The sequence below is a fragment of the Psychrobacter nivimaris genome (assembly GCF_043419765.1).
Lineage (GTDB): Bacteria > Pseudomonadota > Gammaproteobacteria > Pseudomonadales > Moraxellaceae > Psychrobacter.
In genome coordinates this window covers 510,237-526,626 of sequence record NZ_JBHOFX010000003.1, presented here as the reverse complement: position 1 = coordinate 526,626, position 16,390 = coordinate 510,237, and the positions used below count along the sequence as shown (strand labels likewise).

The following is a 16,390-nucleotide window of genomic DNA, read 5'->3' as shown; positions in this document are numbered from 1 at the left end:
CCTTTATAATAGTAACAACCATGTATGAGCTCAAGAGTCGCTTGTGCAACTTAAGGTGTTTGGCGTAATAAATACTTAGTTTTGAAATAGTTATTTAATTGTTTGCCTATGGAGCAAGCGTTTGAAATAATAGCCGCCAGTTGGCATACCCTATGTGTGTTTCTTATTGCCCTATATCTATATTATTGTTGAGATGAAGAAATTATATGATCGAATTTAAAGACGTTGGTGTTCGCCGTGATGGTCGTGAATTGTTTGCAGGTGCAAGCTTTCAGCTCCATCCAGGTCACAAAGTTGGACTGACGGGCAACAACGGCACAGGCAAATCTACCTTATTTGCGCTACTACTGACGCAGATGGGTACAGGCGATACAGAGGTCACCCTTGATAAAGGTGAAGTCAGTATTCCTGATAGCTGGCATGTGGCGCACATGGCACAGGAAGTTGGTGCTACGACGCAGTCTGCAATCGATTATGTATTGAGCGGTGATGAGCAGTGGTATGAGATTAATGCTGCGCTAAATGATTTGAGCAGCGTGAGTGATGAGCAAATTGGTGTGCTACACCAGCAGTTTGATGAAATCGACGGATATCGTACGCCAACCAAAGCGGCACAAATTATGGCAGGTCTTGGTTTTAAGACTAGCCAGCATGAGCTGCCGGTAGAAGGGTTTTCTGGTGGTTGGCGTATGCGCTTAAACCTCGCCAAAACCTTAATGAGCCGTGCTGACTTGATGTTACTCGATGAGCCAACCAACCATTTGGATTTGGATGCTATCCTGTGGCTTGAGACATGGATCAATGCTTATATGGGTCTGGTCATTGTCATTTCGCATGATCAAGCGTTTTTGGACGCGACAGTCGGTCATATCCTGCATGTAGAGCAACAAAAAATTACCCTATATACCGGTAACTATCAGCAGTTTATCCGTACCCGTCACGAACGTATGGCGCAGCAGCAGCAAGCGTTTGAAAAGCAAGAAGCGACCAAGGCTCACTTGGATGACTTTATTCGTCGTTTCCGTGCTAAAGCCAGTAAAGCTAAGCAAGCACAGAGCCGTATTAAGCAGTTAGAGCGTATGGCAGAGCTGTCACCAATGATGGCTGATAACCCTTTCTCGTTCCAGTTTTATGAGCCTGCAAACATGAGCTCACCGCTGATTGAGCTGACCAACGCAGATATTGGCTATAGTGAGACACCGCTTCTACACAATGCCAATGTACAAGTGACACCTGATACCCGTCTTGGCTTACTAGGTATGAATGGCGCTGGTAAATCAACGCTGATTAAAGCCTTAGTCGGTGAGCTTGGCGTACTAACAGGGAAGTATCGTGTTTCGGATACCCTAAAGCTAGGCTATTTCAATCAGCATCAAATGGATATCCTAGATGCCAAAGCAACGCCTATAGAGATGTTACGTCGCCTAGCAGGCAAAACCTCTGATGCGATGCTACGCTCGTTTTTGGGTAGCTTTGATTTCCGCGGTGAGCGTATTGATACACCAAGCGAGCTATTTTCAGGTGGTGAGCGTGCGCGTTTGACCTTGGCATTGATTGTTTGGCAGCGTCCAAACGTCCTTGTACTCGATGAGCCTACCAACCATTTAGACTTACAAATGCGTCAAGCATTGACTATCGCCTTACAAGGCTTTAAAGGTGCAGTGGTACTGGTCTCGCATGATCGAGAGTTGATTGCTAATGTCTGTGATGAGCTGTATCTGGTACACGATGGTATTATCGAAGAGTTCGATGGCGACATTGGTGACTATGGTAAATGGCTAGCAGAGAAGCGCAAGCAAGAGAACGCATCAGATAAGAATACAGGTAAGAAAAAAAGCAAAAAAGAGAGTAAGAAGTTTGTTTCACGTGAAACAGATAATAGCCAAGTAAGCAACAAGGCATCTGATAATTCGTCAAACAGTAAAGCTGTGACGCCTGCGCTTAGTAAAGAAGAGCAGCGTAAACTAGCCGCTGAACAGCGTAAAATGACTGCACCTATCCGCCGCGAGATAGAGGAAACAGAAAAGACCCTGGCTAAGATTGATAAGCAGCTTGTAATGCTGGAAGAAAAACTGGCTGATACCGAGCTATACGAAGAGAGCCGTAAGTCTGACCTACTTGTATTACTCAATGAGCAAACAGCGCTACAGCAGCAGCATAGCGACAATGAAGAGAAATTACTACTATCAATGACGACTTTAGAAGAGATGGAAGCTAAGTTCGCATAAAGCGTTCTAGATAGTTAGTTACATAAGCAGACATAAAAAAGGGATGGCATAAGCCATCCCTTTTTTATTACATTATTCCTTACGATATTTGCCATCACCGTACGACAGTATTTCCATCGTGGTCGTACAAAGCTGACAGTTTATTTCACCAGCAGCGGCTTTTGATAAATCAAGGATACGACCTCTAATAAAAGGTCCTCTGTCCGTGATTTTTACAACGACGCTCTGCTTTGTCTTTTGATTGGTTACTTGTACCTTCGTGCCGAACGGTAACGTACGATGTGCAGCGGTTAATGAGTTCATATTGAAGATACTGCCACTAGCTGTGCGCTTACCATGAAACTTACTACCGTAGTAACTAGTATTGGCTGCGAAAACTGTGGTGCTAAGTAGTAGCGATAAAGTGACAACCAAAGACTTGATTAAATAAGACATTTAATACCTTTAAGCAATTAATAAAATAGACAGATGCTTTTGCCTACGTTATCTATACTCCCTATGAGTATGAATAATAGGGGATTCTACAAGAGCTAGCTTGTCATATTATTACTGCCGTGTAAAAAACTCATGAGGTCAAATAGCTGTTTTTTAAGGAAAAATAACTATTTTTTAGCAAAAATAATGATGACGTAGATACTAGGATTAGACTTATAAAGAGTGATTCTCATAAAGAAGCCGACAAAATACTGGAAAGCCAACAACGCAATATAAATAGGTAATATATAAAGACCAAATCTATCGATATAGCATAATTATCGTTATGAAAACTCAAATAGTAATAGATAATATAATGTAAAAAAACCTTGCTATATTCTTACTACCCTGTAAATAGAAAATTTTTGGCATTCTTGTAGTTCCAATATAGAGCTGATAATACTAAATTTTTAAAAAATCTAACTCAAGGTAAAAGCGTTCGCTTACCTGTATTACAGAATATTGTAGATATTGCTTGGCATCATTACTGGTAATATTTATATAACGGTGTTTGTGGTAATTATTGTTATGATGATAAGTAGGCTACAAAAATTGCTATAGCAGAATCTAGTAGCTATCTATACCGTATCGTTTGAAATTGGCAGACTGATACCACTAATATGTTTTTATTTTGGGGAAAATAACATGGCAGAGAAAAACTACTATGACATTTTAGGGGTCAAAAAAGACGCCTCAGACGCTGATATCAAAAAAAAATACCGTAAGCTCGTTCGTCAATACCATCCCGATGTCAGTGATCATCCAGACGCTGATAATAAAATTGCAGAAATAAACAACGCTTACGAAACGATCAGAGATAAAGACAAGCGCGCTGAATATGACGCTATGCTCAATAATCCGTTTGCAGGTCAAAGTAGATCAAGTGGGTTTGGTGGCAGTGGGCAAACTGGTGCGGGTCAAGGTGGTTTTCGCTGGGAAGATATCAAAGATCAGTTTGGTGACGGTGAGGCCTTTGGTGATGGTGGTTTTCGCTTCGATGACATTTTTTCAGCATTTGGTCGCGGTGCACGTGGGTCAGCTGGTGGACAAACCGGCAGTCGCTCTCAAAGCAGTGGCTTCGATCAATTTGGTGGCGGCTTTGGGACGCAAGATAGCAAAGGTCAGGATCAGCATGCCGAGATTACCGTTGATTTATCTTCAGTCTATAGTGGCGACGACTACAGCATTAAGCTAAACGTCCCTGTTCGTCAGCCCAATGGCAATGTCGACTACGACAATAAAACCCTTAAGATAAAAATCCCTAAAGGCATCACTGACGGTAAGCAAATTCGGTTAGCAGGGCAAGGCGCTGCTGGTAGCAGTAATGGCAAAAATGGCGATTTGTTTTTGAAGGTTAAAATTCGTCATGATGCCAATATTCGTATAGAAGGCGCAGACGTTTATCAAACCGTGAATATTGCACCGTGGGAAGCGGCACTGGGCGAAAAAATCAACGTCAGTACGCCAGCGGGTACGCTTGGTGTGACCATTCCTAAGAACAGTAAGTCCGGTAGCAATTTACGTCTTAAAGGCAAGGGTATCCCTGCCAAGCAAGCAGGCGACTTGTATCTAACTCTAAATATTGTTAACCCTGATGTCAGTAGTGATGCGTCGAGACAGGCTTATGAACAGCTAAAACAAGCCTTTGCTGATACCAATATTAGTCGTTAAACAAGATTATGAACAACCATTATTTATTACTGAAGTAATAAATGAATAGCAGAGATGAATACGATACCGATGAAATAAAGAGAAAACGAGGATAATAGCTATGAACCACTCGACTGAATTTACAGACATCATCATGAGCTTAGATGAACTGGTCTCTGCCTGTGGCCAAGAGCGCCAATGGGTCATCGAATTAATCGAAGAAAATATCATTGAGTATGATGTACCAGAGCATGAAAAATTTACTGGTTATCAGCTGACGACAGTGCGCCGTGCATCGCGATTGAGTCGTGATTTTGAAGCCAGCGTACCTGCTATTGGATTGATACTTGAGCTTTTAGATGAAGTTGAGCAGCTGCGCCAACTTAAACGTCAGATAGAGCAGCAAACACCAGTCATCGAAGTCGATATAGACAATTTAAAGTAATCAAAACAGTAAAATACCGCATAAAAAAAGGGCCCTTTAAAGGCCCTTTTTTTATATCTATATAAAACACTTCAGAAAAAATTAACGCGAATACGTCGGATCAGCTGCTGCTGTAAACAATACATCAGTTGAAGAGTTCAAGGCAGTCTCAGCTGAATCCTGAATCACACCGATGATAAAGCCAATCGCAACCACTTGCATCGCGATATCATTTGGAATGCTAAATAAGCTAGCAGCGAGTGGAATCAATAGTAATGAACCACCAGCAACACCAGAAGCACCGCAAGCACTAATCGTAGCAACCAGACTGAGTAGCAGCGCTGATGCAAACGTCACTTCGATACCCAACGTATGAGCAGCAGCAAGCGTTAAGACGTTAATGGTAATCGCAGCACCAGCCATATTGATAGTGGCACCTAGTGGGATAGTCACCGAATAAGTGTCTTCATGCAATCCAAGTTTACGGGCAAGGTTCATGTTGACTGGAATATTGGCCGCTGAACTACGTGTAAAGAAGGCAGTAATTCCTGATTCGCGCAGACATCTGAACACGAGTGGATAAGGGTTCTTGCCAGTTTTAATAAGGACGATAAGCGGATTGGCAACCAAAGCAATGAATAACATACAGCTGATTAATACCATTAAGATACGCGCGTAGCCTGCCAAAGAAGCAAAGCCTGTCTCAGCAACCGTGCTAGCGACTAGGCCTAAGATACCAAATGGGGCTAAAGCAATAATCCATTTAACCACTTGTGAGATGGCATCAGCAAAATCACCGACAACATTGCGAGCAGTATCACTGGCTTGGCGCAAGGCAAAACCGATAATAATTGCCCATGCTAAGATACCAATATAGTTGGCTTCAGCGATTGCATTGATCGGATTGGCGACCAAGTTCATGAGCAAGTTCGTCAAGACTTCTTTTAGGTCAGCAGGTGGTACTTGCGCGATATCGGCGTTGATCAAGACCAGCTCAGTCGGGAATAAAAAGCTGGCACCGACTGCTGTTAGCGCTGCCAAAAAAGTGCCGAACATGTACATGATAAGCACCGGCTTTACGTAGACTTCATTGCCACTGCGATGTTGACTAATGGCTGCCATAACCAAAATAAATACTAGGATGGGAGCGACTGCTTTTAGTGCGCCGACAAAGAGTGTACCAAGCAACCCTATGGCGGTGCCGATACTTGGCGCCAGCCAACCAATCAATACCCCTAACACCAAACCAATAATAATAAGCGGCACCAGCCCTATACGCTGATACATCGCAATCAATGAACGCATCTGTACACCCTCAAGTCCGTTAAAAGTAAGTGAATTGTCACAACAGAAAATTTATCGAAGGATGGTAGCATTTTTTGACATATTCGCATACCGCTCATAGCAGTAGCTGTTGTGTGCAAACATAAGGATGATAGAGTCATATAATTAGTATAAAAAAGAATGCAGCACTTATAGGCAAGGGCTAGCTACTCAGAATACCTCATCAATGAGAGAGTAAAAGTAGTGATATAGGCAGTGATATATAAGGTAGGAAGAGATTTCGCTATGAAAGGTAAGAGGGAAATAAACAGTAGAGCTACACCTTAAAGTGGGTCAGATCGTAACCTAATTGCTGGTAGGCTTTATATTTATTGCGACCTTCTTGTGTACTTGTGGCATCAGGCTGGATTAGCTCAAGGACTCGGGAGGGTTTTGAATTATTAGTAGTAGCCATAAAATCGTTGACGGGACGTGTCGTCGTATTGAGCACGATACCATTAAAATCTGCTGGCATATGATTGCCTAGCAATACAGGCGCTAATACTTCAGAAGTAGCAATGTTGATGTTGCTATCATCAGTATCTCTATCATCGGTACTTTTATTGTCATTATCAGAAAGACATTGATGCGGTATAAAACTCGTAGGCTCTTGTGCCCAAAGTGCCGTATCTAGATTTGCTAGTAATGTCTCATCTTCAATTAAAATCAGCAAAGACTGAGCGCTTTTGTTAAGCGCCGTCTGAGTCAGCTGACAAATAAAGCCCAAGAAATCTTGGGCCTTACTTTCACTTAATACATAAAAACTAATTTTCATAAATGGATTAAGCCATCTCTGCACTGTTTTTTAGGTATTGCATAAACAATGGTACAGGACGACCAGTAGCTGCTTTGTCTTTACCTGAGTTCCATGCAGTACCAGCGATGTCTAAATGCGCCCATGCTTGACCTTCTTCGATGAAACGCGATAAGAAGCAGGCTGCAGTTACCGCACCAGCACCTTTACCACCGATGTTTTGCATATCGGCGATTGGTGAATCAAGCTGAGCTTGATATTCGTCATCTAAAGGCATATGCCAGATAAGATCGCCTGATAGGTTGCTGGCATTTTCTAAATCAAACAGGACGTCTTCATCATTACTAAATACGGCTGAACGAACATGGCCTAGCGCAACCACACAAGCGCCAGTCAAGGTAGCAACATCGATGATGGCTTTTGGCTGATAACGCTGCACATAGCACAAGGTATCTGCTAGTACCAAGCGACCTTCGGCATCAGTATTCAAGATTTCAACTGATTTACCATTCATCGCTTTGACGATATCGCCTGGACGCGTCGCATCACCTGATGGCATGTTTTCAGCACAGGCTAGTGCACCGACTACGTTGATTGGTAGACGTGCTTCACACAAGGCTTTGATTGTGCCAAGTACTGAGGCTGAGCCACCCATATCAAACTTCATCTCATCCATTGCCGCACCGGGCTTGATTGAGATACCGCCTGAATCAAAGGTCACGCCTTTACCGACTAATACGATAGGTGCGTCGTCATTGGTCGCTTGTGTATTGTCATTGCTATTTTTGCTTGCATTTTTAGCTGACTTTTTGGTTGGTAGTTTATCGGCCAATGCCTTTAGACCACTCACTTTTGCGTTGCTAGTGGTTTGCTCGGTAGTGCCTACATTTGAACTAAATTCTGATTTACCACGGTACTCCATGAGTACCAGCTTACCTTCTTTGGTAGAGCCTTGTGCAACGGCCAAGAAGCAATGCATACCTAGCGCTGACATCTCGTCCTCACCTAGTACCTTCACGGTTAATAGATCAGGATAAGTTTTTGCAAGCTCTTGAGCTTGTTCAGCCATATAAGCTGGGAAGCAAATATTGCCAGGCTCATTGGCCACATCACGAGTGAGGCTCTGACCAGCAAATACTGACTGAGCAAAGGCAAGTGCAGGCTGTAGTGACTCATCAGCTAATAGATAAACATCAGTCAATACAGGACTTGCTTGCTCAGACTTATACTTGTCAAAGCGGTAGCTAGCTGCCAACAGATTAAGGGCAAATTGACCAAAGTGATTTTCTTCCAGTGCATCACCCAAGGCGACAGTGATAGAAGACACACGCTTTTGTGTGCTGCTATAGATAGTATTGGCGATTTTTTGCAGCACTGTATTGTTGAACTTATCAGTGTTACCTACACCGACCAATAGCAGTTGTACAGGGTTTTGCTTAGTGGTCTTTTTATCACCTGCTAATGCGTAGTCAGCAACAGTCTCACAGGTAGTGCCCTTGAAATGTGATACTTCAATCAGCTGCTCAATACGAGTGGTATATTCGGCCAGTACAGATTCAGCCAGAATGTTTTTCTTGTCATCGACCAATACAACCAGACAAGCATCGTCTTTACTTTTGGCTTCTTTTTTCAAGATTTTCTGCGTATGAGTCTTTGGTAAATGCTGAGATAATTTGATATTCATATAGTTATCCTTATTAGAGTTATGAAAATTGCAGGATTTGTATGACTGCTTATACCTGTCAGATTATTAGATTATTTGGTCTGTTGAGCAATCACAGTAGTGTAGCATATTGCGATAATCGTGCGCAGTTAGCAAGCCTTAGGTAATACGTTTGAATTATTATGCTGTGCTAACTTACGCTATGGTTTAGCGGTTACATTATCATTTTTCGATGATGCCAACATATTAGCCATTGACCAATTCATCGGTCGTTACCATCGCGGCAAATCTGTCTTGTAGTGCGGCCATGGCAGTATCATGCATGATTTCAGCGCTTATCGGCTTTCTTGTAGCGCTAGGTAGATCGCGCGTGGCACAGGCATCATGGCAGACAAAACTATCGAAACCTAAATCAAATGCAGCGCGGACGCTTGAGCTGACGCACATATGACTCATAAAACCCGCAAAAATAATCTGCTTTTTTTCTGCTGCTGAAATCAGTGATTGTAATTGCGTATCATAAAAGGCATTCGGATGCTTTTTGGCAATCACTGTTTCGCCATCTTGTGGCTGCAACTGTTCGACGATCTCAACGTTAGCTGATAAAGGGTCAAAGACATTGCCATTCTCTGCACCATGATGGGTAATGTGAAAGATAGGTAAATCTTGCTGACGCGTTTTATCGAGTACTAGGCGCGCATTGGCGATGGCTTTTGCCCCAGCGTCCCCTAATGGCATAGCGCCATCGACATATTCATTTTGATAGTCGATAAGAACGAGCGCGCAATTTGACCAGTCAAGCGCATCGAATGTGCCGCCAGCGAGTTCAAGTAGGGTAGAGGGTGTAGAGGTCGTTTTATTCATTAGTATTATTCTCCGTTTGACGATATAAGTATATTTTTCTATCAGTCAGTCTAGCAATTAATAACAGAGATAAATGTTCGATGATACGAATGACAAACAAACCTTTCTAAAATAAATAAAGCAAAAACTTAGCGCTATAAATACTATCAATTCGATGTACTTTGAGGTTTTAGCAATTATTTATCCAATATTTGCTATATTCGTTAATTACTGTCAATAATGAGCTCTTAGCAAGGTGTAGGTAATGTTTTCAAACACATTTCACAGCCATTTTTGGGCAAAACATGCTAGCATTAGCGGTTATATCTGTCGCTTGTGTTTATTGAGTATGACTAACCAGTCACTTAGTAACGTTTACCGTTATTTGAGTATTTAAATGACTCATATCATGCTGGTGATGTGTCGTCGTACGACCTAGATACTTAATAAGCTCATCATCAATTGCGCACATACCAACCGTTTAAGAGTACCCATTGTGATATTACGCCGCTACATGACACAACAAGTTGCCTCGACCACTGCCTTAGTGTTGGGGTTTTTGGTAGTGATGATGCTCGGCGGTCGTTTGATACGCTATTTTGGCATCGCTGCTGAAGGTCGTTTGGACGTCAGCCTACTGTTTACGATCATTGGGTATAACCTACCGTATTTTTTAGAGCTCATTTTACCGTTAGCATTCTTTATCGCTTTGATGCTAGTATTTGGCCGCTTATATGTCGATCAAGAAATGGCAGTGATCAATGCTAGTGGCGTATCTCGAGGTAAGCTTGCTCGATTAATGACACCATTAATATTGGCATTGTTCGTTGGTGAAGCGGCGCTATCTGTCGTTGGTAAACCTTGGGGTGTCCGTTCGTCTGAGGCTGTTTGGCAGCAGCAAGCATTGACCAGTGCATTTGATTTGATTCGTCCGAACGAGTTTATCAGTAGCGGCAATTATCATTTATATGTGGGTAGTCTCAGCGATGATAAGAAAAAACTGCAAGATGTGATCTTGATCCAATCTGAACCTGCGAAAAAAGGTAGTGCTGCTGAAAGTGTCGATGCTAATGCCACTGATATGAATAACAGGATTGATAATGAGACAGCCGAACAAATTGGCATCTCTGACATACCAAAAGATATTATAAATAGCGGTGCGAAGGACATTAGCAAGGATACTATCACGTTGGCTAAGCGTGCTGAGCAAGTTGATACTGGCAATAGCGGCGTGACCCAGTTGGATTTGTTCCAAGGACGTCGTTACGAAGTCGGTGCAGGTAGCCTGAAATATAATCAAGTTGCTTTTGATCGTTATCGCATCACCTTGACTGAGTCTTCACAGGAAGTTATCACCGAAGACAATATTGAAACGCAACAGATTGGACCATTGTGGCAAGCCGCAACGAGTAGTTCACCATCAGGTACGAATAGTGCAATGCGCGCTGCACAAGGTGAGCTTGGCTATCGTTTGGCGCTACCATGGCTGATGATTATCGCGCCTATGTTGGCCGTGCCACTGGCGCAAGTGCGTCCGCGTCAAGGACGCTGGCTGCGCTTGTTTCCTTCTATCCTATTATTCGTCAGTTGTGCATTAGGTATCATTTCGCTAAAAAACGCAGTGAGCAAAGACAGCATCAGCGTATGGGCGTATGCATGGCTCATCTTAGGGTTTATGGCATTGGCGCTTTATATGAATTGGGGTAGCCGCGTGCAACATCGATTGCGCTTTCGCAAACAAGAAAATAGGCTAGCCGCTGCCGCAACTAACTCAGTTAGCGACATCGATAATCAGAACAACAGCTCACAAGGAGGGCAGTCTTAATGCGCTCTTTATTTGCTAAGTCAGACAAGTCTGTTCCATTGGCCAAAAAACCTGCCAATTTAAAAGTCCTTAGTCGTTATGTCAAACTCAACGCTCTATTGGCTATTATCGCTGCCATTATTGGTTTGTGGGCATTACAGCTGATTTTCTCTTACTTATCAGAGCTTGATTCGTTAGATGATAATTACACCATGGGTGAGGCGCTCAAATATATCTTTTATCGCTCGCCTTACTTTTTAGAGCAATTCATTCCAACGGGTGCGCTATTGGGTGCTGTCATAGGGTTAGGTTTGCTGGCCAATAAAAGCGAGCTGGTCGTCATGCGCGCGGCTGGGGTCAGTATTTATCGTATCGTCGGTTGGGTATTGCAGCCCGCTTTGATATTTGTACTACTGGCATTAGCTATCAATCAATTTGTCCTACCATCCTCTAACCAATTAGCGAAACAGATTAATGATGAAGATAGCACTTCACTGGTCACGTCAGTACGCGGCTACTGGACGATACAGCCACGATTCGAAACCGCAGAAGATGGCAGTGCTACACCTGATGGTAGCGACGTTTTATATATTGATTATGCTGATGTAGCAGGTAATATTGGCGAGGTGAAACGCTGGCATTTGGACAACAACGGTAATTTGCAAACTGCTGTCCATGCGGAAGGTGGAAAGTATACTGGCCGTGAACCAATTGATGTAAATAGTGAAAAGCCAAGCGAGCAGTATCGTTACGAGTGGCAGTTAAACGATATGGTCAAGCTTTCTATCAATCAGGGCTTTGAGAGTAGCCAAGCCGTTTCACCATCAGATACGTTAAGCTTACCCTTTGCCCCAGAGTCTGTGTATCTGCTAACGCGTAAGGCAGAGGATTTGTCATTGACGCAGCTGTATGAGCACCGTACGTTTATGCGCCAACAGGGCAATCGCTCTTTAGATCATGAAGTCGCATTTTGGCAAAAGCTACTATCGCCATTATCGATATTGTCGCTGGTGATTGTTGCTTGCTCGTTTGTCTTTGGCTCGCTACGGACGCACAGCTTAGGCTTACGTATCGTCGTGGCATTGCTGTTTGGTCTACTATTTAGCTATATTCAGGACTTAGTCGGATTTGTATCGCTAGCGACAGGCTTTTCACCGATGCTTATGGTGCTATTGCCGATTATCGGCAGCGCGCTATTGGGTGGATATTTGATAAAACGCCAGATGTAAAAAGACAGTTGGTCATACCAAATAAAAAGCACGCTAAATCTAATTTAGCGTGCTTTTTTATGTCGATTTCAATTTGAGCCTCAGTTTAAATGGCCGAAACTCAATCAGGCAAAGCTAAAACTAGTCTTTGGTCGCCATCGTAATCGTATAGGTTTTACCTTGTTTGATTTTATCGCTATTGCCAAATACTTCGGTAAACGAGCGTTTCACAAATTGGCGCAGGCCGTTGATGGTGACGACATAAAAACGGCCACCTTTACGCATACGTGCATAGGCATCGAGGAAGTATAAATAATGCTGCTCTTTACCCACTTTAGCTGGCAAGTTTGACATCACAAGGCTAAAATCTTTGTCTTTTGCCACATGATTGAAGCCATTTGATAAATGCACATCGACATTGTTGAGACCGTTTTTCTCACAGTTACGGCGTGCGTATTCTACCGCCATAAAGTCTTTATCAATCAGCGTATGCTGACCATTTGGACATTCACGTGCTGCCGTCATACCAAGTACGCCATAACCACAGCCCAAATCAATCGAGTCATCATCTTGCTCAAAATCTACATAATCAAGCAGCATCAAGCTACCGTCATCGAGTTTTTGCGGTGAAAAAATGCCCCACGTGGTCGCAAAATCAAACGGCTTACCCAGCACTTCTTGGCGAAAATTGATATCTTCGCGCCAGTGTTCGGCATTTTTTAATAGGTCAGCAGGTGGTCTATGGCTCATGGGGTTCTCGGATAATAGATAGGAAAAAGGTAGTGCGCAGCCCAGTTAGGCAGCATGTATATCATGACGCACTTTAATAAGGGTATTGTAACGAGAAAAGGATGGGTTTGCAGCTATCTATTAATTCAAAGATAAAAAACCTAGTCTACCTGCTAATTTTGTAGTGTAAGATTGGTTTATAAAAATATAGCCTATGAGATCATCATGAATACAACGGAGAAGGGCGATAAGTTTGAGGACAAAGTGCTGACACTTCTTATGAAAGAAATAGAAGATTTCAATACGTTTATAAATCCTAAAAATCATATAAAAGTTTTTAAGAAGAAAAAATACTACTCAAGATTTCGGAAGGGTGATATTGAGTTCGATATCGCTATTGAGGTATATCAAGATGAAAAAATTCCAAACTACTCATCTCTAATACTGATTGAGTGTAAGGATTATAAAGGGCCAGTTGGTGTTGACCAAGTTAGTAAGTTTTTACAAGATGTAAGAGACTTAAGCGAAGATAATTTTAGCTATAGCTTAAAGCCTATAATGGCAGTCAGTTCTACCTTAGCGAAATCAGCATTCAATGTAGCTTTAGAAAGAGGTGTGGGACTGATTAAAATAAATGAAAGTGATGAATTAAAGTGGGTTCTAAATAGAAGTTTTGAAAAACATGGAGTTAACCAATCTTTAAGCTCAGAAAGTATCTTCGTAGAAGGTCATGAACCCAAATATTATGGCTCATATTGGTTATTTTATGCTAATAATAAATGGTTCAGTAGCATCAAAGACTATATAAAACACATTACTGGTCATAAAAGTAAAGGCCTCAAATCGCAAGTAAAATATTTTGCTAAAGATACCTTGGATGATATTGCTGGGAGTATTCTTACAGAAGCAAAGTATTTAGAGGGTGCTGTTTCCCTATCTGATTTACTGTCTCACAAAGTATTAGATAGTGTAAAGCTATATATAGACATTATTCCTTCTGTACATGAGAACAATCTACTTGGTAGAGTGGATTTTGAAAGCAACGAAATTTTTATATATAAGAAAGAAGTTGAAGATATAAAAAGAGACCGATTTACTCTTGCACATGAAATTTCCCATATTATATTAGGACATGGTCAGTATCTCAGTAGAGATTCACTAGAAGAAAGCGATTTAGCTAATCTAGAGGTTTTGGATAATTCTATAATTGCCAAGCTTGAATTTCAAGCAAACTATCTAGCGAGCTGTTTACTGGTTCCAAAAAATCAGCTAGCGAAAGTTTTTTCGAAAATATATTCTGAGTTAGGGTTAAAGCAGAGAGGCGTGTTCTGGATTTATCTAGATAGTCAGCCTGAAAATAAAATTGTAGCTAATAACATGATTAGTAAGCTAGCTCGACATTTTAACGTTTCAAAAAGTGTTATTAGAATTAGGTTGATAGGTTTTGGTTTGCTTCATGAGGAAAAGTTGAAGATACTTTAACCTTTCGATTTCAGATTATGCTCTACAATCTCGTTTTCGTTATCCAAGTATAAATTTGAGTCATCAGGATTTTTAATTTTATTTTCCCAAACTCTTCTTCAATAAATGATCAAATATAAATGGCCCAAATGGCAAAAACGAGCCAAGCACACCAGCAGGTAGCGCCCAAAGCGGCATTTTCATTCTGCTCGCCGTAATGATTAGCACCACGACATAGGCAACGAATAATACCCCATGCACTGGACCAACATAGCTCACCGCTTCTGGAATATCGAGCATATATTTGAGTGGCATCGCGATACCAAGTAACAATAGAAAAGACGTACCTTCTAAATAACCCATGATAGTGAGGTTTCTGAGTGCAGAGTTTTGACGCTTCGTTAAGGCAGACGGTTGAGCTTGCGACACAATATATTCCTTTTACAATCATCAATAATATTAGATTTCAATGCTGCCCATATGGCCATATAGTAAGGCTACCCACGTGGATGATGCTCCGCATGTAATTTCTGCAATCTTGCCGTTGCTACATGAGTATAGATTTGCGTGGTGGACAAATCGCTATGTCCTAGCAATAACTGCACACTACGCAAGTCTGCACCATGATTGAGCAAATGCGTGGCAAAAGCGTGACGTAGCGTATGCGGGGATAATTCTTTATCGATACTGGCAACTTTGGCGTACTTCTTAAGTAGATACCAAAAGTTCTGCCGCGTCATATAGCCACCTTGCGCCGTCAAAAATACCGCTTGGCAATTGCCCGATTTTAAATGAGCAATCAAGTCTCCACGCCCATGAGACAGATAATCTTCCAATGCATCCGCTGCATATTCGCCGAGAGGCACCAGTCGCGTTTTATTGCCTTTACCCGTGATTTGTAGCCAGCCTGAGTTTAAATTCACTTGCTCTAATGAGAGGTTAATTAACTCACTCACCCGCAGACCGCAGGCGTATAAAACTTCTAGCATGGCTTTGTCACGCAGTCCAAGTGCCGTACTGGTATCAGGTGCAGCAAGTAGATTATCGACGTCAGCCTCGGCTAAGTCCTTTGGTAACGGTCGTCCGAGTTTTGGGCTTTTGATACGTTCACAAGGATTGTCCTCACGCAAATTGCTGGCAATCATCCATAGATAAAACTGGCGCAAGCTTGAGAGCATGCGTGCTTGGGTACGTGGGGTTTTGCCCTCTTGAGCAAGGAGTGACAGACAATGCAGTACATCATCAGGCTGCCAGCGTGTCAGGGCGATAGGATTGGTCAGCTCACAAGAGCGTAGGTCACGGACGTACGCATTACGAGTACGCGTCGCTAGACCGCGCGCCAGCATAGCTTGACGAAACTCAGTCATATAAGCTGGCTCATCATCGACCGCCAATGCTTTAGGTTGACGCTGTTGCACAGCACGATCGCGGCTCATAAGACAATACTCAGATAGGGGTTAAGTTAGCGATGACAGACAGTTATTAAAATAACATCAAACTTATCATGCCATTTTTTTCTTAACCAGATAGCGATATAGCGTCACGCTTGCAGGCGTATCATTATCGCTATCAATGGTGATTTCATCAGGATCAGCATCTAAGCTAACGTTTTCAGCCAGTGTTTCTTGACCGATTAGCTCATGACCTAAATGACGACAGAAATTTGGAATATCGCGCGTGGTAGCCGGATCTGTCGCCAATATTTCAATCACTTCACCGCCATCTGCTTTGCGAATGACGCGGTGTAGCATCATGACTGGCTCAGGACAGATCAGCCCTTGAGTATCTAAGTGATGGTGGATAGGCGTGTCTGGTATCGAAGTGGTCAT

The 16,390-nt window shown here is 42.4% G+C and carries 15 protein-coding genes; 6 read left to right on the top strand and 9 right to left on the bottom strand.

The annotated features are described in order from the left end of the window. Positions 1-206 precede the first annotated feature (206 nt). Positions 207-2,228: an ATP-binding cassette domain-containing protein gene (locus ACHEVO_RS08965; protein ID WP_394124664.1), complete on the top strand. Its 2,022-nt coding sequence runs from the start codon at positions 207-209 to the stop codon at positions 2,226-2,228. A 72-nt stretch (positions 2,229-2,300) separates the two neighbouring features. Here the strand turns inward: ACHEVO_RS08965 and ACHEVO_RS08960 are convergent, their stop codons facing one another. Then, entirely contained in the window at positions 2,301-2,663 is a 363-nt protein-coding gene (locus ACHEVO_RS08960; protein WP_057757673.1) for a septal ring lytic transglycosylase RlpA family protein, read from the bottom strand. 684 nt (positions 2,664-3,347) lie between these two features. Between ACHEVO_RS08960 and ACHEVO_RS08955 the strand changes: the two genes are divergently transcribed. Together ACHEVO_RS08955 and ACHEVO_RS08950 are read left to right on the top strand one after the other, a co-directional pair. Continuing rightward, the gene (locus ACHEVO_RS08955; protein WP_394124663.1) at positions 3,348-4,373 is read left to right on the top strand and encodes a DnaJ C-terminal domain-containing protein; all 1,026 of its coding nucleotides are present in this window, start codon (positions 3,348-3,350) and stop codon (positions 4,371-4,373) included. A gap of 100 nt (positions 4,374-4,473) precedes the next feature. Beyond that, entirely contained in the window at positions 4,474-4,797 is a 324-nt protein-coding gene (locus ACHEVO_RS08950) for a chaperone modulator CbpM (protein WP_102083164.1), read from the top strand. Between the two features lie 81 nt (positions 4,798-4,878). Here ACHEVO_RS08950 and sstT read toward each other — a convergent pair whose 3' ends face one another. The 4 genes from sstT to ACHEVO_RS08930 all read right to left on the bottom strand — a co-directional run bounded on the left by sstT (position 4,879) and on the right by ACHEVO_RS08930 (position 9,380). Beyond that, positions 4,879-6,081 carry a serine/threonine transporter SstT gene (sstT, locus tag ACHEVO_RS08945; RefSeq protein ID WP_057757687.1) on the bottom strand — a complete coding sequence of 401 codons (1,203 nt, stop codon included), beginning with the start codon at positions 6,079-6,081 and terminating at the stop codon, positions 4,879-4,881. 295 nt (positions 6,082-6,376) lie between these two features. Beyond that, positions 6,377-6,874 (bottom strand): DNA polymerase III subunit chi, encoded by a 498-nt coding sequence (locus ACHEVO_RS08940; protein ID WP_394124662.1) that lies wholly within the window; start codon positions 6,872-6,874, stop codon positions 6,377-6,379. A gap of 7 nt (positions 6,875-6,881) precedes the next feature. Further along, complete coding sequence (locus tag ACHEVO_RS08935; RefSeq protein WP_394124661.1) at positions 6,882-8,537, bottom strand: leucyl aminopeptidase; 1,656 nt, start codon at positions 8,535-8,537, stop codon at positions 6,882-6,884. Between the two features lie 225 nt (positions 8,538-8,762). After that, a complete protein-coding gene (locus ACHEVO_RS08930; protein ID WP_394124660.1) occupies positions 8,763-9,380 on the bottom strand; it encodes a cysteine hydrolase family protein in 618 nt (205 codons plus the stop codon). A gap of 493 nt (positions 9,381-9,873) precedes the next feature. Here ACHEVO_RS08930 and ACHEVO_RS08925 point away from each other — a divergent pair, with 493 nt between their 5' ends. Then, positions 9,874-11,184 carry an LPS export ABC transporter permease LptF gene (locus ACHEVO_RS08925; protein WP_394124659.1) on the top strand — a complete coding sequence of 437 codons (1,311 nt, stop codon included), beginning with the start codon at positions 9,874-9,876 and terminating at the stop codon, positions 11,182-11,184. Beyond that, complete coding sequence (gene lptG, locus ACHEVO_RS08920; RefSeq protein WP_394124658.1) at positions 11,184-12,392, top strand: LPS export ABC transporter permease LptG; 1,209 nt, start codon at positions 11,184-11,186, stop codon at positions 12,390-12,392. Before ACHEVO_RS08925 ends, lptG begins: the two co-directional genes overlap by 1 nt. A gap of 120 nt (positions 12,393-12,512) precedes the next feature. Here lptG and ACHEVO_RS08915 read toward each other — a convergent pair whose 3' ends face one another. After that, positions 12,513-13,121: a class I SAM-dependent methyltransferase gene (locus tag ACHEVO_RS08915; protein ID WP_101204678.1), complete on the bottom strand. Its 609-nt coding sequence runs from the start codon at positions 13,119-13,121 to the stop codon at positions 12,513-12,515. A 204-nt stretch (positions 13,122-13,325) separates the two neighbouring features. Between ACHEVO_RS08915 and ACHEVO_RS08910 the strand changes: the two genes are divergently transcribed. Beyond that, positions 13,326-14,582: an ImmA/IrrE family metallo-endopeptidase gene (locus ACHEVO_RS08910; RefSeq protein WP_394124657.1), complete on the top strand. Its 1,257-nt coding sequence runs from the start codon at positions 13,326-13,328 to the stop codon at positions 14,580-14,582. A 78-nt stretch (positions 14,583-14,660) separates the two neighbouring features. Here ACHEVO_RS08910 and ACHEVO_RS08905 read toward each other — a convergent pair whose 3' ends face one another. From ACHEVO_RS08905 to tusA, 3 genes are all read right to left on the bottom strand, one after another. Then, the gene (locus ACHEVO_RS08905) at positions 14,661-14,990 is read right to left on the bottom strand and encodes a DUF3817 domain-containing protein (RefSeq protein ID WP_394124656.1); all 330 of its coding nucleotides are present in this window, start codon (positions 14,988-14,990) and stop codon (positions 14,661-14,663) included. Positions 14,991-15,058: 68 nt separating this feature from the next. Then, a complete protein-coding gene (gene xerD, locus ACHEVO_RS08900) occupies positions 15,059-15,997 on the bottom strand; it encodes a site-specific tyrosine recombinase XerD (RefSeq protein WP_394124655.1) in 939 nt (312 codons plus the stop codon). Between the two features lie 66 nt (positions 15,998-16,063). Continuing rightward, a complete protein-coding gene (tusA, locus tag ACHEVO_RS08895) occupies positions 16,064-16,390 on the bottom strand; it encodes a sulfurtransferase TusA (protein ID WP_101204674.1) in 327 nt (108 codons plus the stop codon).